23 protein-coding genes are annotated in these 19,749 nt (G+C 28.9%); 22 read left to right on the forward strand and 1 reads right to left on the reverse strand.

What is annotated here, in order from left to right; translation table 11 throughout:
- Nucleotides 1-47: 47 nt before the first annotated feature.
- The 20 genes from rpsT (at nucleotide 48) to ACH5BH_RS06160 (ending at nucleotide 17,543) form a co-directional block, all read left to right on the forward strand.
- Complete coding sequence (rpsT, locus tag ACH5BH_RS06065) at nucleotides 48-308, forward strand: 30S ribosomal protein S20 (RefSeq protein WP_404304717.1); 261 nt, start codon at nucleotides 48-50, stop codon at nucleotides 306-308.
- A 27-nt stretch (nucleotides 309-335) separates the two neighbouring features.
- A complete protein-coding gene (prfA, locus tag ACH5BH_RS06070) occupies nucleotides 336-1,403 on the forward strand; it encodes a peptide chain release factor 1 (protein ID WP_404304719.1) in 1,068 nt (355 codons plus the stop codon).
- Between the two features lie 20 nt (nucleotides 1,404-1,423).
- Nucleotides 1,424-1,612, forward strand: coding sequence for a DUF1653 domain-containing protein (locus ACH5BH_RS06075; protein ID WP_404304721.1), 189 nt, complete (start codon nucleotides 1,424-1,426; stop codon nucleotides 1,610-1,612).
- Between the two features lie 113 nt (nucleotides 1,613-1,725).
- The gene (locus tag ACH5BH_RS06080; protein ID WP_404304723.1) at nucleotides 1,726-2,781 is read left to right on the forward strand and encodes a PstS family phosphate ABC transporter substrate-binding protein; all 1,056 of its coding nucleotides are present in this window, start codon (nucleotides 1,726-1,728) and stop codon (nucleotides 2,779-2,781) included.
- A 74-nt stretch (nucleotides 2,782-2,855) separates the two neighbouring features.
- Entirely contained in the window at nucleotides 2,856-4,589 is a 1,734-nt protein-coding gene (locus tag ACH5BH_RS06085; RefSeq protein ID WP_423297765.1) for a GGDEF domain-containing protein, read from the forward strand.
- Nucleotides 4,590-4,657: 68 nt separating this feature from the next.
- A complete protein-coding gene (gene pstC, locus ACH5BH_RS06090) occupies nucleotides 4,658-5,587 on the forward strand; it encodes a phosphate ABC transporter permease subunit PstC (RefSeq protein ID WP_404304726.1) in 930 nt (309 codons plus the stop codon).
- Nucleotides 5,584-6,774, forward strand: a complete 1,191-nt coding sequence (pstA, locus tag ACH5BH_RS06095) for a phosphate ABC transporter permease PstA (RefSeq protein ID WP_404304727.1) — start codon at nucleotides 5,584-5,586, stop codon at nucleotides 6,772-6,774. The genes pstC and pstA overlap by 4 nt, the downstream gene beginning before the upstream one ends.
- A 120-nt stretch (nucleotides 6,775-6,894) precedes the next feature.
- A complete protein-coding gene (gene pstB, locus ACH5BH_RS06100; RefSeq protein WP_404304729.1) occupies nucleotides 6,895-7,665 on the forward strand; it encodes a phosphate ABC transporter ATP-binding protein PstB in 771 nt (256 codons plus the stop codon).
- 2 nt (nucleotides 7,666-7,667) lie between these two features.
- Nucleotides 7,668-8,336 carry a phosphate signaling complex PhoU family protein gene (locus ACH5BH_RS06105; protein ID WP_404304730.1) on the forward strand — a complete coding sequence of 223 codons (669 nt, stop codon included), beginning with the start codon at nucleotides 7,668-7,670 and terminating at the stop codon, nucleotides 8,334-8,336.
- Between the two features lie 16 nt (nucleotides 8,337-8,352).
- Complete coding sequence (locus tag ACH5BH_RS06110; RefSeq protein ID WP_404304732.1) at nucleotides 8,353-8,739, forward strand: phosphate-starvation-inducible PsiE family protein; 387 nt, start codon at nucleotides 8,353-8,355, stop codon at nucleotides 8,737-8,739.
- Between the two features lie 16 nt (nucleotides 8,740-8,755).
- The gene (locus ACH5BH_RS06115; protein ID WP_404304734.1) at nucleotides 8,756-9,430 is read left to right on the forward strand and encodes a response regulator transcription factor; all 675 of its coding nucleotides are present in this window, start codon (nucleotides 8,756-8,758) and stop codon (nucleotides 9,428-9,430) included.
- Nucleotides 9,424-10,800, forward strand: a complete 1,377-nt coding sequence (locus tag ACH5BH_RS06120; protein WP_404304736.1) for a sensor histidine kinase — start codon at nucleotides 9,424-9,426, stop codon at nucleotides 10,798-10,800. Before ACH5BH_RS06115 ends, ACH5BH_RS06120 begins: the two co-directional genes overlap by 7 nt.
- A gap of 76 nt (nucleotides 10,801-10,876) precedes the next feature.
- Nucleotides 10,877-11,296 (forward strand): 50S ribosomal protein L13, encoded by a 420-nt coding sequence (rplM, locus tag ACH5BH_RS06125; RefSeq protein WP_404304738.1) that lies wholly within the window; start codon nucleotides 10,877-10,879, stop codon nucleotides 11,294-11,296.
- A gap of 5 nt (nucleotides 11,297-11,301) precedes the next feature.
- The gene (rpsI, locus tag ACH5BH_RS06130; protein ID WP_404304740.1) at nucleotides 11,302-11,691 is read left to right on the forward strand and encodes a 30S ribosomal protein S9; all 390 of its coding nucleotides are present in this window, start codon (nucleotides 11,302-11,304) and stop codon (nucleotides 11,689-11,691) included.
- Nucleotides 11,692-11,789: 98 nt separating this feature from the next.
- Nucleotides 11,790-13,310: a peptide-binding protein gene (locus tag ACH5BH_RS06135; protein ID WP_423297766.1), complete on the forward strand. Its 1,521-nt coding sequence runs from the start codon at nucleotides 11,790-11,792 to the stop codon at nucleotides 13,308-13,310.
- A 6-nt stretch (nucleotides 13,311-13,316) separates the two neighbouring features.
- Complete coding sequence (locus ACH5BH_RS06140) at nucleotides 13,317-13,976, forward strand: HAD family hydrolase (protein ID WP_404304744.1); 660 nt, start codon at nucleotides 13,317-13,319, stop codon at nucleotides 13,974-13,976.
- A gap of 385 nt (nucleotides 13,977-14,361) precedes the next feature.
- Nucleotides 14,362-14,925 (forward strand): pyruvate flavodoxin oxidoreductase subunit gamma, encoded by a 564-nt coding sequence (locus ACH5BH_RS06145; protein ID WP_404304745.1) that lies wholly within the window; start codon nucleotides 14,362-14,364, stop codon nucleotides 14,923-14,925.
- Nucleotides 14,926-14,935: 10 nt separating this feature from the next.
- Complete coding sequence (locus tag ACH5BH_RS06150) at nucleotides 14,936-15,349, forward strand: 4Fe-4S dicluster-binding protein (RefSeq protein ID WP_404304747.1); 414 nt, start codon at nucleotides 14,936-14,938, stop codon at nucleotides 15,347-15,349.
- Nucleotides 15,349-16,584: a 2-oxoacid:ferredoxin oxidoreductase subunit alpha gene (locus ACH5BH_RS06155; protein ID WP_423297767.1), complete on the forward strand. Its 1,236-nt coding sequence runs from the start codon at nucleotides 15,349-15,351 to the stop codon at nucleotides 16,582-16,584. The genes ACH5BH_RS06150 and ACH5BH_RS06155 overlap by 1 nt, the downstream gene beginning before the upstream one ends.
- A gap of 2 nt (nucleotides 16,585-16,586) precedes the next feature.
- Nucleotides 16,587-17,543 (forward strand): thiamine pyrophosphate-dependent enzyme, encoded by a 957-nt coding sequence (locus ACH5BH_RS06160; RefSeq protein WP_404304750.1) that lies wholly within the window; start codon nucleotides 16,587-16,589, stop codon nucleotides 17,541-17,543.
- 151 nt (nucleotides 17,544-17,694) lie between these two features.
- Here the strand turns inward: ACH5BH_RS06160 and ACH5BH_RS06165 are convergent, their stop codons facing one another.
- Nucleotides 17,695-18,219: an NAD(P)H-dependent oxidoreductase gene (locus ACH5BH_RS06165; protein WP_423297768.1), complete on the reverse strand. Its 525-nt coding sequence runs from the start codon at nucleotides 18,217-18,219 to the stop codon at nucleotides 17,695-17,697.
- A 102-nt stretch (nucleotides 18,220-18,321) separates the two neighbouring features.
- On the opposite strand from ACH5BH_RS06165, the gene ACH5BH_RS06170 reads away from it, so the two are divergent.
- Nucleotides 18,322-18,666 (forward strand): winged helix-turn-helix transcriptional regulator, encoded by a 345-nt coding sequence (locus tag ACH5BH_RS06170; RefSeq protein ID WP_404304754.1) that lies wholly within the window; start codon nucleotides 18,322-18,324, stop codon nucleotides 18,664-18,666.
- An 89-nt stretch (nucleotides 18,667-18,755) separates the two neighbouring features.
- A complete protein-coding gene (locus tag ACH5BH_RS06175; RefSeq protein ID WP_423297769.1) occupies nucleotides 18,756-19,727 on the forward strand; it encodes a tripartite tricarboxylate transporter substrate binding protein in 972 nt (323 codons plus the stop codon).
- Nucleotides 19,728-19,749: the final 22 nt, after the last annotated feature.

Genomic DNA, 19,749 nt, shown 5'->3' on the forward strand with positions numbered 1-19,749 from the left:
TTAGATAACATTCTACCCTTAAAAATTTTACAAAGAGGTTAAATAAAATGGCAAACCATAAATCTGCTGAAAAAAGAGCTAGACAAACTAAAGTTAGAACAGAAAGAAATAGATTCTACAAAACAAGAATCAAAAATGTAATTAAAAATGTAATCGCAGCTGTAGAAGCTTCTGATAAAGAAAAAGCAACTGAAGCAATGAAAACTGCAAACAAATATATCCACCATTGTGTATCTAAAGGTATCCTTAAAAAAGGTAATGCTGCTAGAAAAGTATCAAGATTACAAACAAAAGTTAACGCTATATAATTTATAGTAAACAGAATATAGGTAAATATGACTCAAGAAAAATTACAACCCTTTATTAATAGGTATAATGAGATTAATGATTTATTAATCTCTCCTGATATTACTAGTGATATCAAAAAAATGACTGAACTTTCAAAAGAACAGTCAAATATAGAACCAATTGTTAAAAAAGCACAAGAATATATTCAAACTTTAGAAGACATTGAAGAAAATAAAATGCTTTTAGATGATGAAGAATTAGGTGAACTTGCAAAAGAAGAACTTAAAGAACTTGAATCAAAAAAACCTGAACTAGAGGAAGAAATTAAATTTTTAATGATTCCAAAAGATCCTAATGATGATAAAAATATTTATTTAGAGTTAAGAGCTGGTACAGGTGGTGATGAAGCTGCAATTTTTGTTGGAGATCTTTTTAGAGCTTATATAAGATATGCAGAAAATAATAATTGGAAAGTTGAAATCATGAACTCATCTGAGAGTGAATCAGGTGGATATAAAGAGATTGTAATTTTAGTAAAAGGTGACCACGTATTTTCAAAACTTAAATTTGAAGGTGGTACACACAGAGTTCAAAGGGTACCTGCAACTGAATCTCAAGGCCGTGTCCATACATCTGCTATTACTGTAGCTGTAATGCCTGAAGTTGATGACGTTGATGTTCAAATTGATCCAAATGATTTAAAAATTGATGTAATGAGAGCTAGTGGGAATGGTGGGCAATCTGTAAATACTACAGATTCTGCTGTAAGAATTACACATATTCCTACAGGTCTTGTTGTAACAAACCAAGATCAAAAGTCACAGCATAAAAATAAAGACAAAGCAATGAAAGTTTTAAAAGCTAGACTTTATGAAGTGCAAATGAATGAGAAAATGGAAGCAGAAGGTGCCAATAGAAAAGAACAAGTTGGTACTGGAGATAGAAGTGGAAGAATTAGAACATATAATTATCCACAAGGAAGAATTAGTGACCATAGAATAAATCTTACTCTATACAGACTGGATGCAATAATGAATGATGGATTGTTTGATGAAGTAATTGATCCTCTTATTGCTGATCATCAAGCAAAACTTATTGAAGCAAATGGACTATAATCCATTTGCTTTTTTTATAAATGACTATTTTAAAAAACACTATTTACAAACACTACAAAAATAACCATACTTACGAAGTTATAAACTTTTGTAAAATACAAGAAAATGATCTTTGGGTTAAAGCAATAATTTATAAACCAACAGATTGTGACGAACTATTTGTAAGATCTCTTGAAGAGTTCAAAAATAAATTTACTTTAAATAAATAACTTTCTTTATTAATCATACTCTACATTATAAAGCCTAATTAGTATAGTAACCAAAATGTAACCTTCTCATATTATACTTTCATCATAAAATTTATTTAACGGAGAAAATAAACATGAGAAAAACACTTTTAGCTCTAGGGGCAAGTGCATTATTAGTTACTAGTTTAAGTGCTAGAGATCAAATCAAAATCGTAGGTTCATCAACAGTTTATCCATTTGCTTCATCAGTTGCAGAAGAATTAGGAGCAACAACTAAATATCCTACTCCTGTAGTAGAATCAACTGGTTCAGGTGGAGGAATGAAACTATTTTGTGCTGGTAATGGATTAAATACTCCTGATATTACTAATGCTTCAAGAAGAATGAAAACAAAAGAGTTTAAAATGTGTCAAGAAAATGGTGTAACTGATATCACAGAATCAGTAATTGGTTATGATGGTATTGCATTTGCACAATCAAAATCAAATGCAGCTTTTGATATTTCAAGAAAACATTTAGCATTAGCAGTAGCTAAAGAAGTTCCATCAAAAGATGGAAAATCATTAATTGCTAACCCTTACAAAAAATGGTCTGATATTGATTCTTCATTACCAAATAGAGAAATCATTGTTTATGGACCACCAAAATCATCAGGAACAAGAGATGCATTTGAAGAATTAGTAATGCAAAAAGTATTCAAAAAAATGCCAGTTTATACTGATCTTTACAAAGCTGACAAAAAAGCAAATAAAAAATATAAAAAATACTCTGTAGTGAGAACTGATGGTGCTTATGTTGAGTCTGGTGAAAATGATAACTTAATCGTTCAAAAATTAAATAAAAATAAAAATGCATTTGGTGTATTTGGATTCTCATTCTTAGTAGAAAATGATGATATGATTCAAGGTGCTACAATCAATGGTGTTGCTCCAACTCCTGATACAATCTCTTCAGGAGATTATCCAGTATCTAGATCATTATTCTTCTACGTGAAAAACTCTCATGCAAAAGAAGTTCCTGCAATGAACAAATATGTAGATTTATTTATGAGTGAGAAAATGATTGGAAAAGATGGAATCTTAGGAGAAATTGGATTAATTGCTTTACCTGATGCAACAAGAAATGCTATTAGAGCTTCTGTTTCAAAAAGAGAAAAGCTAACTTTAGACACTCTAAAAAAGAAACACTAATTTCAACTTAAACAACCTTACTTAATAAAGAGGAGAATACTCTCTCCTCTTTCTAACTCTCTTAGGATTATGAAATGACAAAGAAATGGAATACAATTTTAAGAAGGTTAGATTATGCCTTCCAACCTATTATTCATACACATACGGGAAAAGTATTTGCTGTTGAAGCCTTACTTCGAAATGTAACAGATACAGAATATATAAACTCTATTCAAGAACTATTTGATTTAGCCTTTCAAGAAGACCTGCTTTATGAAGTAGATTTGATATTAAGAGAAAAAGCTATAAAAAAATTTTCTTTAATTGAAGTAGAAAATATTAGATTATTTTACAATCTTGATAATAGAATTATTTATAATAGATCTTATAAAGCTGGAAATACATCAAAAATATTAGAGAAATACAATCTTTCAAAAAGTACTATTTGTTTTGAATTAAGTGAAAAAGGTAGTACAATTGAACAAAGTGCTTTATCTAGTATGCTTCAAACATATAAAAAAAGTGGTTATCAAATTGCCATTGATGATTTTGGGATTGGAGTTTCTGGACTAAAACTTTTATATTTTTCAGAAGCTAATATCATAAAGCTTGATAGATTTTTTATTACTAATATAGACTCAGACTCTAAGAAAAAGCTTTTTTGTAGCTCAATTGTTGAAATGGCTCACGTAATGGGAATGAAAGTAATTGCAGAAGGAGTTGAAACTAAAAATGAATTTTTGACATGTAAAGATATGGGAGTTGATTTTATTCAAGGGTATTTAATCCAAAAACCTACTACAAAAACTAAAGAGATTAAAACTATATATAAAAAAGTTATAGACCTAATTCATAACGACAAAAGAAATGATAATATTCATATCATAGAAAAAAAATATATTGAAAATATAGAACCTTTGAATATAAATAGTTCATTACATGACTTATTTGTTTACTTTAAAAACCAAACTAAAAACATTTTTGTACCTATTATTGATGATCATAAAAACCTATTAGGAGTTATTTATGAAGTTGATATAAAAAAAATATCTTATTCTCAATATGGATTGTCTTTAGCAAAGAATAAAAATATTTCTTCTACATTAAAAAAATATATAAAAGAAGTTATTTCTGTTGAGTCTTCATGGGGAATAGATAAAACTTTAGATAGATTTAATCATAACTCTAAAAACTCTATGGGAATTTTTATAACAAATGCAAATAAATACAAAGGATTTATTGGATTAAACTCCTTACTTGAATTATCTCATAAAAGAAATATAGAAATTGCTTCAAATCAAAATCCTCTTACGAAACTTCCAGGTAATCAACAAATTGAGAATTTTATTTATGAGGCTTCAATCAATAAAAAGTCTCAAACTTCATATATGTTGTATTTTGATTTTAATGATTTTAAGCCTTTCAATGATTATTATGGTTTTAGGCAAGGAGATAGGGCTATTTTAATTTTTTCAGAACTTATACAAAAAAAATATTCCAATGACTTTTTTATAGCTCATATTGGAGGAGATGATTTTTTTATTGGAGCAAAAAATAAAAACTTTGAGGAACTTTTTGAACTTACAAGCAATGTTCTTAAAGAGTTTAAAGACAGTGTAAAAAATTTATATAGTAATAGTGATAAAAAAAATGGCTATATTATTACAAAAGATAGATTTGATCAAAAAAGAAAATTTAATCTTCTTTCAACTTCATGTGCAATTATTGAAGTATCAAAAAATTCAAAAATTGAAAACTTTGATTATACGATTAGCCTACTAAAAAAACATTCAAAGAAATATCCATTCCCACTATGTGCTTCTATTTAACATTTGTAACCATTGTGTAACCATCTTTTTATACAATCTCTTCAAATTTTATACAAAAAGGCAAATGTTTGAGCACTTTTGAATCAAAAAACAAAAAAACGCAAGTTTATGAACAGCTAATTAAACTTGCTTTAATCACTGCTTCTGTTATCGCTATACTTACAACATTTGGTATTTTATTTTCAATTCTTTTTGAAGCAATTGAATTTTTCCAAATGCGAAGTTTTTGGTATTTTATTACAGGAACTGAATGGTCACCTGGAGTTACAGGTAGTAAATTTGGAGCTGTTCCAATTTTTGCAGGAACTTTTGTAATTACAATAATTGCTTTATTAGTTGCTATACCTATTGGTTTAGGAAGTGCAGTTTACATGAGTGAATATGCCAGTCCAAGATTAAGAGACTATTTAAAACCAATACTTGAAGTACTTGCTGGTATTCCTACTGTTGTTTATGGTTTCTTTGCTGCTATTACAGTAGCTCCTTTTATTGTAAAAGCTGCAGCTGTTTTTGGATTAGAAGCTACATTTAATTCAGCTTTAGCATCAGGAGTTGTGATGGGAATTATGATTATTCCTGTTATTTCATCTTTATCTGATGATGTTATTAGATCTGTTCCAGATAGTCAAAGAAAGGCTGCCTATGGTTTAGGTATGACTCATGGTGAGGTTATTAAAAATATAGTTTTACCATCTGCTATGCCAGGTATTATTTCAGCTTCACTACTTGGTTTATCAAAAGCCTTAGGGGAAACTATGATTGTTGTTATGGCAGCAGGTTTAAGACCAAATATTTCGTGGAATCCACTTGAAGATATGACAACTGTTACAGTTACAATTGTAAACTCTTTAGTTGGTGATTTTGAGTTTAATTCTCCTGAAACTTTATCAGCTTTTGCTTTAGGTTTAGTGCTGTTTGTAGTTACATTAATATTAAATATGATTTCATTGTCATTAATTAGAAAATTCAAAGAAAAATATAAAGTGAACACATTATGATTAGTAGAAAAAATAAGAAAAAACAAGAAAACAATCCGTTTTATGATCCTTCATTAAAAAGAAGACATTCAAGTGCAAAAAGATTTAAAAAGTTTACACTTACATCTTTAATTTTTTCAATTGCATTTTTAGCTTTCTTTTTGTTTGATATTATTGGAAAAGGAATTCCAGCTTTTAACATTACTTATGTAAAAGTAGAAGTTAATTATAGTGAAGCTGCTGTAAAAGATTATAGAAAAGCTGTAGATAGAAAATACAGAAATATCATATCAAGAGCTTGGCTTAGAGAATTACCTTTAATAATTAAAGATAACCCTTCATTACTTAATACTAAAAAAACTCAGTGGGTTTTAGCTGATGATCAAGTTGATCAATATATCAAAGGTCATCATTATAGACTTAAAAGAAAAGATAGAGCTTTAATTGATGATATGAAAGCCCATGATTTAGTTGAATTAAAATTTAACTCGATTTTCTTTACACAAGGAGATTCAAAAACTCCTGAATATGCTGGTTTATATTCAGCAATGGTAGGTTCAATTTTAACACTTATTATTACAATGTTAGTTGCATTCCCTATTGGAGTTATGACTGCAATTTATCTTGAAGAGTTTGCTGATGATAACAAATTTACAAGATTTATTGAAGTAAATATCAATAATCTTGCAGCAATTCCTTCAATTTTATTTGGTCTTTTAGGACTTGCTATTTTTATTAATCTTTTTGGAATGCCAAGAAGTTCACCTTTAGTTGGAGGTTTAACTCTTGCTCTTATGACTTTACCAATCATTATTGTAAGTTCAAGAGCAGCCCTAAGAGCAGTTCCTGATAGTATTAGACAAGCTGGATATGGTTTAGGTCTAACTAAAATTGAAGTTACAAGAGACCATGTTTTACCTCTTGCTTTTCCAGGAGTTTTAACAGGTTCTATTATAGGTTTAGCACAAGCTATGGGTGAGACTGCTCCATTAATTATCATTGGAATGATTGCATTTATTCCTGATGCCCCAGGTATGGTTACAGACGCAGCAACAGTTATGCCAGCACAGTTATTTACATGGGCAGGTATGCCAGAGAAAATGTATATTGAAAAAACAGCAGCAGGAATTATGGTACTTTTATCAGTACTTATTTCACTTAATGCATTAGCAATATATTTAAGAAAAAAATTCGAAGTTAAATGGTAAGAAGCGTTAAAAAAGCCAACTGCTTGGCTTTTTGGCTCAAAGAGAGTGCGAGCACAAGAGCTTCGCAAACGAAATTGATGTGCATAAGCGCCAATGAGTTCGGGAAAAGGAAGAACAAAAATGTCAAAAGATAATAAAGTAAAAATTAAAGTAGAAGAATTAAACCTTTGGTATGGAGATAACCATGCTTTACATAATATTAGTGTAGATTTATTTGAAAATAAAATTACTGCACTTATTGGGCCTTCTGGATGTGGTAAGTCTACATTTTTAAGATGCTTAAATAGAATGAATGATCTAATTAATATTGTTAAAATTGATGGTGAAGTTGTTATTGATAAAAAAAATATTTACGATAAAGATGTTGATGAAGTAAGTGTGAGAAAAAGAATTGGTATGGTATTTCAACAACCAAACCCTTTCCCAAAATCAATTTATGACAATGTTGCTTATGCTCCACTAAAACACGGGATTGTAAAAAAAGGAAAAGAGTGTGATGAATTAGTAGAAACTTCTCTTAAAAAATCTGGATTATGGGATGAAGTAAAAGATAAGTTAAATGACCCAGGAACTTCACTTTCAGGAGGACAGCAACAAAGGTTATGTATTGCTAGAACTATTGCTGTTAAACCAGAGGTTATTTTAATGGATGAACCAACATCAGCACTTGATCCAATTTCAACTGAAAAAATTGAAGCTTTAATGTTAGAGCTTAAAAAAGATTATACAATCATTACAGTTACACACAATATGCAACAAGCAGCAAGGGTTGCTGATTATACTGCATTTTTCCATTTAGGAAAACTAATAGAATATGATGAAACAGAAACTATTTTTGTTAATCCTAATAATAAGAAAACAGAAGATTATATTACAGGAAGGTTCGGATAAAAATGTTAAAAACTTACGAAGAAAAAAAAGTTAAAATAGAAGATGAAATATTAGAAATTGGAAACAATGTAGTTGAGGCTTTAGAGCTTACACTTATGGGACTAAAAGATGAAGATTTATCAAAATTAAAAGAAATTGACTTATCTATAAAAAAAATAGCCAATAAATCAAATGAAATTGATAATTTAATAGTTACAACATTAGCCTTATATTCACCAGAAGCTAAAGATTTAAGAGAGCTTGTTTCTTATTTAAAAATCACTAATGAATTAGTAAGGGCAGGAGCAAATACTAAAACTTTTGCCAAACTGTTTAGAAAGGCATATAGTGATGATTTAAATACAAAAACTATTTTAGAGTATGCTATTCCTTTACAAAAGTCATCTATTCTTGCACTACAAACTTCAATGAGTATGTTAAAAGAGTCTAATTCTAAACATATAGAAGAAAAGTATCAAAGAGTTGTAGTTGAAGAGAGTAAAACTGATGATTTATATGCAATGATTGAAAAAAATATTTTAAAACTAATTTCAAAGAATTTAGAATTATCAAAAGAGTATTTTGAAGTTTTAAGTGCCTTAAGAAAGTTAGAAAAAACTGCTGATAGAGCAGCTTCAATCGCTAATTTATTATTATTTGCTGAAAAAGGGGGAGATATAGAACAATCTTAAGGATTGTTCTTATTTTATGAAAAAAGCAATTTTAAAGATAAAAGCATACTTCAGTTCAAACTTTGAGGTACTAGCAGCAACTATTATTTTTACAACTATTTTAGCAACGGGATTAGAGTTTTATAAGGCAATTATTTTAATGCTTGAATTTATTGTTATTATGGAAGTTGTAAAGATGATTTCTGACTTTATAAAAAAAGAAAAACTAAGACTTAGATTTGTTATTGATATTTTTATCATTTTTTTAATTCGTGATGTTATAATATTATCAACAAATGTTAATAAAGACTATTTTGATATTAGTTTTTTACTTATAGTTATTTTTATATTCTTTATTTTTAGAATTTTGGCAATTAAATTCTCTCCTGGTGGAAATAAAAAAACAAGTAAAATATCAATGTAAATATAAAAGAGATAAAATGGAAGACAAAACAATATTAATAGTAGAAGATGAAGAAGATATATTAGAACTTTTAGAATATACACTTCAAAAAGAAGGTTTTGAAACAATTGGCTTTTTAAATGTTGATAAAAACTTAGAAAAAATCTTTGATGAAGAAAAAATAGATTTAATTTTGATGGATAGAAACCTTCCTGGTTGCGAAGGTACACACTTTATAGATGAAATTAGAAAAAAAGGTTATAATAACCCAGTTATTTATGTTACTGCAAAAGACAAGGATGAAGATATTCTTGAAGGATTTGAATCTCATGCTGATGACTATATTACAAAACCTTTTAATATTAAAGAATTAATAGCAAGAATAAAAGCTGTAATAAAAAGATCAACGAAAGACATTGATATCTTAAAAATAAGAGATATTGTCTATAAAGCTTCTAATAAAAAATTTTTTATTGATAATATAGAGTTAGAATTAACACACTTAGAACATGATTTACTTTTAGAGTTTATAAAAAATAAAGATATTTTGATGACAAGAGAGCATTTACTAAATTCTGTTTGGGAAGATTCCCTTGATAAAAAAATGAAAACTGTGAATGTTGCAGTAAAAAGACTAAAAGCAAAGATTGATCCTGATGGAGAAAAAAACTATATTAAATCAATCAGAGGGGAAGGTTACATTTTTTGTTAAAAATACATCAACTTTTTTTAAGAACCTTTAGTCTTATTTTTATAGCAATTCTAATTAGTTTAAGTATAGTTACTTATTTTTGGTCTAAAAATATCTATTTAGATCAAATTGAGAAAAATCTAATTCAAAATATTGATACCTTATCTATTGTATTAAATGATTTAGATAATGTAGATAATATTATCAAAGACTTACATTCACAAATTGATCTTAGAATTACTATAGTTGATGAAAAAGGAAATGTAATAGCTGAAAGTGATAAAAATAAAGAGTTATTAGAAAATCATGCAAATAGAAAAGAGATTTTGGAAGCTAAAGATTTTGGAATTGGAAAAGTTATAAGATATTCTACTACAATGCACAAAGAACTACTTTACATAGCAAAAAAAGTTACTATCAATAAAAAAATATATTTTATTAGAATGTCTGACTACACTGATAATATTACAGACAATTTTATGAAATTATCACTTCAAATTTTTGCATTTATTAGTTTTTTTATAATTATTGCATTTCTTGCTTCTTATTTTATTAGTTTAAAAATCAAAGATGAAACTGAAAATATTTTAGATTTTTTAACTCAACTTGCTTCTAAGAAAACAACTCCTGAATTAGAATCAAATTTTACTTTGGAATTTCATAAAATTACAAAAATTCTAAATAAAGTTGCTATAAAATTAAAGAAAAAAGAGAAACAAAAAGCTAAACAAAATGCAAAATTAAAAATAGCAAATAGACAAAAAGACGAAATTATATCTGCCTTGTCCCATGAATTTAAAAATCCCATTGCTATCATTTCTGGATATAGTGAAACTATTTTAAATGATGATGCAATGCCCCAAAGTATAAAAAATAAGTTTTTAGCAAAAATACATTCAAACTCCTTAAAAATGTCAAATATAATTGATAAATTAAGATTGACACTTAAACTTGAAGAAGGAAAACAAGAGATAATACTACTTCCTACTTCTATGAAAGTTTTAATTAAAGAAATTATTTCTGATTTACAAGATAACTATAAAAATAGAGAGATTGAATTAATAGGAGAAGATATACAATTAAAAGTTGACTCTACATTAATTAGTATGGCTATTTCAAACCTTATAGAAAATGCTTTAAAATATTCAGAAGATAAAGTAATTGTAAAGATAAATAGTGATGAAATAAGAATAATTGATAGTGGAATAGGAATAGAAGAATTAGACTTAGAAAATATTAAACAAAAATTCTACAGAGTCTCTAAAAATGGTTGGAATAACTCTTTAGGTCTAGGTTTATTTATAGTTCAAGCCATATTAAATTTACACAATTTTAAACTTGAAATAGAATCAATTCACAATAAAGGTTCTGAATTTTCAATAAAATTTTAAAATTTACTTAATTTAAGTATTTTTTAAGTATCACTACACTATTATTCCACCTCATTAATAAAAGCGGAGAAAATAAATGAAATTTACTCAAATGGCAAAAGCTAACGAAATCGAAAGAGATTGGATAGTAGTAGACGCAGAAGGTAAGGTTTTTGGTAGAATCATTACTGAAGTTGCAACTATCTTAAGAGGTAAAAATAAACCTTGCTTTACACCACATGTTGATTGTGGAGATTACGTTGTAATCATTAACGCATCTAAAGCAAAATTTACAGGTGCTAAATTAGAAGACAAGAATTACTTCACTCACTCAGGATACTTTGGTTCTACTAAGACTCATAAAATGTCTGATATGTTAATTAATAACCCTGAGAAGTTATATAAACTTGCAACTAGAGGTATGTTACCAAAAACTACTTTAGGTAAAGCAATGTTAAAAAAATTAAAAGTATACGCAGGTTCAGAGCACCCTCACACTGCGCAAATTAAAGGATAAGACTAATGGCAAAAGTTTACGCAACAGGAAGAAGAAAAACAGCTGTAGCTAAAGTATGGCTAGAAAATGGTAACGGTCAACTTACAATCAATGGTCAATCTTTAGACACATGGTTAGGTGGACACGAAGCAATTAAAAAAAGAGTTATGCAACCATTAGAAGTATCTAAACAAGAAACTTCTGTAAACATCGTAGTTAAATCTTTAGGTGGTGGTTACTCTGCACAAGCTGATGCTATTAGACACGGAATTTCAAGAGCTTTAGTTGCTTATGATGAGCAATTCAGAACTATCTTAAAGCCTTACGGATTATTAACAAGAGACGCAAGAGCAGTAGAAAGAAAGAAATACGGAAGAAGAAAAGCAAGAAAAAGCGGTCAATTCTCAAAAAGATAATCAATATTTTATCTTTATATACTTTGTTTTTACAAAAATCAAAAAGGAAGCAAGAAATTGCTTCCTTTTTTTTTATGTCAATTTTACTACAATACCTTATGAAAAATATAAAACCACTAATCAAAATTTTAATTGTTTTATCAATATTAGTAAGTACTGTTTTTGCTAGTACTCTAAATATGTCTATTAGTTCAAGTCCTAGTAGATTAAATCCTATTCTATCAAATGATACAGCAAGTACAGAAGTATCTAGTTGGCTTTTCAATGGTTTATTTAAATATGATAAAAATGGTAATCCAACAGTTGCTTTAGCAAAGTCTTATAAGTTCATAAGCCCTACAAAACTTCTTATAAAACTAAGAAAAAATGTATTATGGCATGATAAAAAAAAGTTTACTTCAAAAGATGTAATTTTTACTTATGAACAAATAGTTTCTCCAAAAGTCTTTAACTCAATAAAATCTAACTTTAAACTTGTAGAAAGTGTAAAAGCTTTAGATGAATATACTATTGAAGTGATTTATAAAAAACCTTATTTTAAAGCTTTAGAGACTTGGATGGTTGGAATTCTTCCTTATCATATTTTAAAAGATGAAAAAAATTTAATGACAAGTGATTTTAATAAAAAACCAATTGGTACGGGTCCATATAAAATAGACGGTTTTAAAACAGGTTCTGATATCAAGATATATGCTAATGACGATTATTTTGATGGTCGTCCTAAAATCGATGAAATAAATTTTAAGTTTTTACCAGATCCCAATACATCTTTTTTATTTTTAAAACAAAAAAAGCTTGATTTAGGAGGGTTGACTCCTATGCAAGTTGATAGACAAATAAATGAAACATTTAAAGAAAATTATAGAATTATTGAAAAACAAAGTTTTGGTTATGCATATCTTGGTTTTAATTTAAGAAATGAAAAATTTAAAAACAAAAAAGTTAGAGAAGCAATTGCACTAGCAATTGATAAACAAGAATTAATTGACATTCTCTTTTTTGGTCATGCTAAAGTTGCTAATGGACCTTTCTTACCAGGAAGTTTTGCATACAATGATAAAGTTAAAACTACAAAAACAAATATTTTAAAAGCAAAAAAAATTTTAAAATCACTTGGGTTTAATAAAAATAATCCTTTTACTTTTGAAATTATTACAAATACAGGTAATGACATAAGAGTAAATGCTGCTCAAATACTTCAATATCAGTTAGCAAAAGCTGATATAAAAATGAAAATCAGAGTGATGGAATGGCAAGCATTTTTAAATACTGCTGTAAATCCAAGAAACTTTGAAGCTATATTACTTGCTTGGAGTCTTGCTTTAATGCCTGATGCTTACCCTTTATGGCATAGTGATTCAGATAAGCTTGGCGGATTTAATCTTGTAGGATACAGAAATAAAGAAGTTGATGAACTAATAGAAAAAGGTGCTAGTACTGTAAATAGAGAAAAGTTAAGTACTATTTATAAAAAAATTTATAAAAAAATAGCAGAAGACTTGCCTTATGTATTTTTATATATACCAAATTCTATTACAGTTGTAAATAAAGATATAAAAAATATTAAACCTGCTTTTTTAGGTATAACATATAATCAAAAAGATTGGATAAAGGAATAAAGATAAATGAATAAAGATACAATAATACTATTTGATTTAGACGGAACACTAATAGACTCAACAGATGCAATTGTTTCATGTTTTTATCACTCATTTAAAGAATTAAACTTTGAATTTAAAGGAACAACAGAAGATATTAAAAACCTTATTGGATACCCCCTTGATGTAATGTATGTAAATCTAGGAGTTGAAGATAGTAAAAAATGGAATTTTGTAGATTCATACAAAAACCAATATAGAAAAATTTCAAAAGAGCAGACATACCTTTTAGAAAATGCAATAGAAGCAGTACAATATGCTTCATCTTATGCAAGACTTTCAGTAGTTACAACAAAAACAAGAATGTATACAATGCCTCTTTTAGAAAACTTAAATATAGACAAGCACTTTGAGATAGTTACAGGAAGAGAAAATGTACAAAATCCAAAGCCACATCCAGAACCTATTGATATAACATTAAAACAAATGAATTATGACAAAGATAAACATGATGTATGGATGATAGGTGATACAAAACTTGATTTAATTGCTGCAAAAGAAGCAAAGGTAAATAGTATTGGAGTTTTATGTGGCTATGGAAAAAAAGAAGAATTACTACTTTATACAGATAAAATTCAAAATAATGCTTATGAAGCTGTAAAATTTATAAAAGAGCAAAAAATTTAAAACTTTTTGCTCTAAGAGACTCAATTTCTTAAATAAAAAAGCTTAATCTAAACTTATTTTTTAATATTAATAACAGCTTCCTATATATTTTTAAGACACAAACCCTATAGTAAATATGTGAATTAATAATAATTAAAAATTTATTAATAAACACCATAAATTAAGACTTTATGTCTTAGTAAACTAATTAAATAAGATTGTTTTTATTATTTTAAAAAACTTTTTTCTTATAAAATACTAGTATTTAATTAATTTAATTGTGTTAAGAAAAGTTACATATCTACACTTAAAAAACTTAATGAAAGTACATTCTAAGTTAAAAGTATGTATAATAGTTAAGACTAATTAAATTTTTTAAGTCAAATTTAATAATTAAGGAGCCACTATGTTAGAAATTAGATGGCATAGCCGTGCAGGTCAAGGTGCTGTTACTGGAGCAAAAGGACTTGGTTCTATTGTTGCACAATCTGGAAAAGAAGTTCAAGCTTTCGCTTTTTATGGTTCAGCAAAAAGAGGTGCGTCAATGACTGCCTACAATAGAATTGATGATAAAGTTATTTTAAATCATGAAAAATTTATGAGTCCTGATTTTGTATTTATACTAGATCCAGGATTAGCATTTACTGATGATTTTACTGCTAATGGTAAAGATACTACAAAATATATTATTACTACACACCTTAGCAAACAAGAGTTAATAGACTCAGTTCCTGAATTACAAGGGATTGAAGACAGAGTATACATTTTAGACTGTCTACAAATAGCTAGAGATACTATTGGTAGAGCTATTCCAAATACACCAATGCTTGGTGCATTTATGAAAGTTAGCGGAATGTATGAATTAGAGTTCTTTAAAGAGGCAATGCAAGGGGTATTAAAAAAATTACCTCAAAATATTATTGATGCTAATATGGTTGCAATCCAAAGAGCTTACGACGAAGTTCACTAAAGGATAAAATATGAGTAAACCAATTAATGAAATGGGATGGGATGAGCTAGTACCAGGTGCTGCTTTATATACATTCGAAGGTGATGTTGATTATAACATTGCTGATATTCAACCAGAAGAAAGAAATTATTCTGAGACAAGTTCAAAAAGTATGTCAGTAGGAGACTGGAGAATTATTAAACCAGTTTGGAACTCTGAAACATGTATTGATTGTCAAAACTGTTGGGTATTCTGTCCGGATACTTCAATTATTGCTAGAAATAAAGAGATGAAAGGTGTTGATTACGAACACTGTAAAGGATGTGGTCTATGTGTAAGTGTATGTCCTACTAATCCAAAATCTTTATTAATGTTCAACGAATATGAAACTGTTGAAGATGCACTTGCTAAATGGCCAGAAAAGAAGAAAAGAGGTGAAAAGTAATGAATAGTAGAGAAATGGAATTAAACGAGGTAGAAGTTTGGGATGGTAACATGGCAAACTCTCAGGCTCTTAGACAAGCCGACGTTGATGTAGTTGCTGCTTATCCTATTACTCCTTCAACTGCAACAGTAGAAAACTATGCAATGTTCCATGCAAACGGATACATTGATGGTGAAGTTATTATGACTGAGTCTGAGCATGCTGCAATGTCAGGATGTATCGGTGCTGGAGCTGCTGGTGGTAGAGTTGCTACTGCAACTTCTTCTCAAGGTTTAGCACTTATGATTGAAACTTTATACCAAGCATCAGGTATGAGAATTCCAGTTGTATTGTGTCTTGTAAATAGAGCTTTAGCTGCACCTCTTAACGTAAATGGAGATCACTCTGACCTTTACTTAACAAGAGATTCAGGATGGGTATCAATTGACGCATTTAACCCACAACAAGCTTATGATATGACTTTAATGTCATTTAAAATTTCTGAGCATCCAGCTGTTAGATTACCAGTAATATCTAACCAAGATGGATTTATGACTTCACATACTGCACAAAATGTGACTCCTTTAAAAGACGAAGTTGCTGCGAAATTTGTTGGTGAATACACTAAAGTAAATGCATTATTAGATTTTGACAAACCTGTAACACATGGTGTACAAACTGAACAAGATTGGCACTTTGAGCATAAAGCTAAACAACACGCTGCATTAATGGCATCTAAAGATGTAGTAAAAGAAATTTTTGCTGAATTCAAAGAATTAACTGGTAGAGAATATAAACTAGTTGAATCTTATGGAATGGAAGATGCAGAAGTAGCTATCGTATGTTTAGGTTCAACTTATGAAACTGCTATGCTTGCTATTGATCAATTAAAAGAAGAAGGTATTAATGCTGGTGTTGTTGCACCTAGATTATTTAGACCTTTCCCATTAGAAGAAGTAGCACATGAGTTACAAAAGGTTAAAGCTATAGCTTGTATGGATAGATCTGCTCCTGGTGGAACTGTTGGTGCATTATACAACGAAGTTTCTGGTGCATTATTCAATACACCTGCAAGACCTTTAATGTCTAACTTAATCTATGGATTAGGTGGTAGAGATATGACAGTTGCAGGATTAAAAGATATCTTTAGAACATTAGATAAAGAAGCAAAAGATGGTAAATTATCAGGTAATATCCAAAGATTAATTGGTGTTAGAGGTCCTGAATTAAGCTTCTACAATGTGGAAGGAAAATAAATATGAGTACACAAAAAGTAATTAAAAACTTAAAAACATTTTCAACAGCAGCAGAGAGATTTGAAGGTTCACACCTTTTATGTCCTGGTTGTGCTCACTCAATTATCGTAAGAGAAGTTTTAAATGCAACTAATGATAACTTAGTTGTATCTGCTTCTACTGGATGTTTAGAAGTTTGTACAGCAATTTATCCTCATACTTCATGGGACTGTTCTTGGATTCATATTGGATTTGAAAACTCTTCAACTGCAATGGCAGGTGTTGAAACTATGAACAAAGCCTTAAGAAATAAAGGTAGAATTGCAGCAGATGAACCACAACCAAAGTTTGTAACATTTGGTGGTGATGGTTCTACTTATGATATTGGTTTCCAATGGATTTCTGGTTGTTTTGAAAGAGGACATGATTTCATGTACGTTTGTTTAGATAATGAAGTATATGCAAATACAGGTGGTCAGAGATCATCTTCAACTCCTATTGGTTCTTCAACAACAACAGCTCCTGCTGGATCTCACTCTTATGGTGAAAGAAGACAGAAGAAAGATATCGTATCTATTATGGCAGCTCACGGTGCTCCTTATGTTGCACAAGTTGCTCCAAATAAATGGAAAGATATGGTTAAAAAAATCCAAAGAGGATTTGATACAGAAGGTCCTGTATTTATCAATGCAATGTCTGCTTGTACTACTGAGTGGAAATTCGCACCAAACCAAACTATTGAAGTATCTGATTTAGCAGTTGATTCATTAGTTTTCCCATTATATGAAATTATTGATGGTAGAGAATTAAACATCACTTACAGACCAAAAAATATTGTACCAGTAAGAGATTACCTAGGTGCACAACCAAGATTCAAACACTTATTCAAACCAGAAAATGAATATTTAATTGAAGAATGGCAAAAAAGAATTGACGAAAGATGGGCATTCTTACAAAAAAGAGAAGAAATTAGAATGTAATTTTTCTATGCTTGCTCTAGGAAGGCTCCTTTTTTCTAGGGCAGCATAAAACATAAATATTATTACAATATTGACTTAATACTAACATGAAATAATATAAACCCTTACCCTATTTAGCTTCCTTCCATGGGTATAGGGTTTATATATTAAACTACAAAGCTTTTATATATTTTATATAATCTTTTCCATAAATATCAAGAGTCTCTTCACTCAAAACAGTTTCTGTATTATAAGTTATATAAGGTTTTAGATAATTCATTTTTACATAATTAGCAGTGATTTCAAAAGGAAATAAAAACTCCTCAACATATTTTTTATCTTTACCTATTTCACAAAATGCTTCTTTTGTACCTCCACAACTAATAGCAATAGCAAGAGATTTATTTTCTAACATATAATTACCTGCATGGGAAAAACCACGTTCAAATACTACATCAAACCATTCTTTTAAAAGTGAGGGTGAACTAAACCAATACATAGGAAATTGAAAAAGAATAATATCATTTTCTAAAAGCAATTTTTGCTCAAGCTTAACATCTATTTTAAAATCTGGATATTTACTATATAAATTATTTACAGTCACATTTGGTATATTTTCAACACTACTTAACAACTTTTTATTTACAACTGACTCTTCAATATTTGGATGAACCAAATTTATTAAAATTTTTTTCATTTCTATTCCTTTTTCATTAGATTTATAGAATTGTAGTTAAAATATGAATATAATGTAAGTATGTACTTTTATGTAATATACTATCAAAAAGGAAAGCAATAAATGAAAAAAACTGACTTCAAACCCCTAATAGACACACCTTTTGGATATACTTTATCTTTAATTTCAGGAAAATGGAAAATGGTAATTTTATATTTATTAGATGAATACAAAGTAATAAGATACAACGAATTACAAAGAAAAATTGGTTCAATCACTTATAAAATGTTAAGTTCTCAATTAAAAGAACTAGAAGAATGTGATCTTATAAAAAGAAAAGAATATCCAGTTATTCCTCCAAAAGTTGAATATAGTTTAAGTAAAAGAGGAAAAACACTGATTCCAATCTTAGATGCAATGTGTGAATGGGGTTCAACTCAAAAACCAGAATTATGTCAATATAGATAAAGCTAGATTTTTATAAATTCTAAATCTTTTTTATTTTTCTTACATTTTTTTTACCTAAACTTAAAATATATAAACAAAAGGATAGAAAAATGAAAAATATAGCTACAAAATTTTGTAAAAGTTTAACAATTGCAGGTTTACTAGTTGCAGGTTCTGCCTCATCAACTTTCGCTAATAATGTTGAAAAAGTACATTTCTTAATTCCAGGTGGAGCTGGTGGTGGTTGGGATGGAACTGCTAGAGGTGTGGGAGAGGCACTTAAAAAATCTGGATTAGTGAAAGAAACATCATTTGAAAATATGTCTGGTGGTGGAGGTGGTAAAGCCATTGCTTATTTAATAGAAACTGCTAAAAAACAAAAAAATACCTTAATGGTTAACTCTACTCCTATTGTAATTCGATCACTTCAAGGTGTTTTCCCTCAATCTTTTAGAGATTTAACTTTAGTTTCATCAGTTGTTGCTGATTATGGTGCTTTAGTTGTTAAAACTGATTCTAAGTATAAAACATGGGCAGATGCAAAAACTGCATTCGATAAAAATCCAAGAAAAGTAAAAATTGCAGGTGGAAGTTCAAGAGGTTCTATGGATCACTTAGTTGCTGCACAAATATTTAAAGCAGCAGGAGGAAACCCAACTAGTGTAAGATATGTAGCTTATGATGCAGGTGGAAAAGCTTTAGCAGGACTGTTAACAGGTGAAGTTGATGTATTATCAACTGGACTTGGAGAGGTTCTTGAAAAACATAAAAAAGGTGAAGTAAGAATTATTGGTATTACTGCAAATGAAGATATCGATGGAATCCCAAGCTTTAAAGGTATGGGTGTAGATGCTTACTTTGCTAACTGGAGAGGATTCTTTGCTGCACCAAACTTACCACAAGAAAAAGTTGATGCATTCGCTGCTACTTTAGGAAAAATGTATGATACTAAAGAGTGGGAAGACGTAAGAAAAAGAAATGGATGGACAAATCTTTATCAACCAAAAGAAGAGTTTAATACATTTTTAGAAAAACAAGAAAAAATCATCTCTTCTCTTATGAAAGAAATGGGATTTTTATAGGATAAGTAGAGAAAATTCTCTA

The sequence above is a fragment of the Arcobacter rhizosphaerae genome, from assembly GCF_049472155.1.
Lineage (GTDB): Bacteria > Campylobacterota > Campylobacteria > Campylobacterales > Arcobacteraceae > Arcobacter_B.

Bases quoted from the DNA above. Each gene is read 5' to 3' on its own strand.
- rpsT (WP_404304717.1), top strand. From the start codon at position 48: ATGGCAAACCATAAATCTGCTGAAAAAAGAGCTAGACAAACTAAAGTT.
- prfA (WP_404304719.1), top strand. From the start codon at position 336: ATGACTCAAGAAAAATTACAACCCTTTATTAATAGGTATAATGAGATT.
- ACH5BH_RS06075 (WP_404304721.1), top strand. From the start codon at position 1,424: ATGACTATTTTAAAAAACACTATTTACAAACACTACAAAAATAACCAT.
- ACH5BH_RS06080 (WP_404304723.1), top strand. From the start codon at position 1,726: ATGAGAAAAACACTTTTAGCTCTAGGGGCAAGTGCATTATTAGTTACT.
- ACH5BH_RS06085 (WP_423297765.1), top strand. From the start codon at position 2,856: ATGACAAAGAAATGGAATACAATTTTAAGAAGGTTAGATTATGCCTTC.
- pstA (WP_404304727.1), top strand. From the start codon at position 5,584: ATGATTAGTAGAAAAAATAAGAAAAAACAAGAAAACAATCCGTTTTAT.
- pstB (WP_404304729.1), top strand. From the start codon at position 6,895: ATGTCAAAAGATAATAAAGTAAAAATTAAAGTAGAAGAATTAAACCTT.
- ACH5BH_RS06105 (WP_404304730.1), top strand. From the start codon at position 7,668: ATGTTAAAAACTTACGAAGAAAAAAAAGTTAAAATAGAAGATGAAATA.
- ACH5BH_RS06110 (WP_404304732.1), top strand. From the start codon at position 8,353: ATGAAAAAAGCAATTTTAAAGATAAAAGCATACTTCAGTTCAAACTTT.
- ACH5BH_RS06115 (WP_404304734.1), top strand. From the start codon at position 8,756: ATGGAAGACAAAACAATATTAATAGTAGAAGATGAAGAAGATATATTA.
- rplM (WP_404304738.1), top strand. From the start codon at position 10,877: ATGAAATTTACTCAAATGGCAAAAGCTAACGAAATCGAAAGAGATTGG.
- rpsI (WP_404304740.1), top strand. From the start codon at position 11,302: ATGGCAAAAGTTTACGCAACAGGAAGAAGAAAAACAGCTGTAGCTAAA.
- ACH5BH_RS06135 (WP_423297766.1), top strand. From the start codon at position 11,790: ATGAAAAATATAAAACCACTAATCAAAATTTTAATTGTTTTATCAATA.
- ACH5BH_RS06140 (WP_404304744.1), top strand. From the start codon at position 13,317: ATGAATAAAGATACAATAATACTATTTGATTTAGACGGAACACTAATA.
- ACH5BH_RS06145 (WP_404304745.1), top strand. From the start codon at position 14,362: ATGTTAGAAATTAGATGGCATAGCCGTGCAGGTCAAGGTGCTGTTACT.
- ACH5BH_RS06150 (WP_404304747.1), top strand. From the start codon at position 14,936: ATGAGTAAACCAATTAATGAAATGGGATGGGATGAGCTAGTACCAGGT.
- ACH5BH_RS06155 (WP_423297767.1), top strand. From the start codon at position 15,349: ATGAATAGTAGAGAAATGGAATTAAACGAGGTAGAAGTTTGGGATGGT.
- ACH5BH_RS06160 (WP_404304750.1), top strand. From the start codon at position 16,587: ATGAGTACACAAAAAGTAATTAAAAACTTAAAAACATTTTCAACAGCA.
- ACH5BH_RS06165 (WP_423297768.1), bottom strand. From the start codon at position 18,219: ATGAAAAAAATTTTAATAAATTTGGTTCATCCAAATATTGAAGAGTCA.
- ACH5BH_RS06170 (WP_404304754.1), top strand. From the start codon at position 18,322: ATGAAAAAAACTGACTTCAAACCCCTAATAGACACACCTTTTGGATAT.
- ACH5BH_RS06175 (WP_423297769.1), top strand. From the start codon at position 18,756: ATGAAAAATATAGCTACAAAATTTTGTAAAAGTTTAACAATTGCAGGT.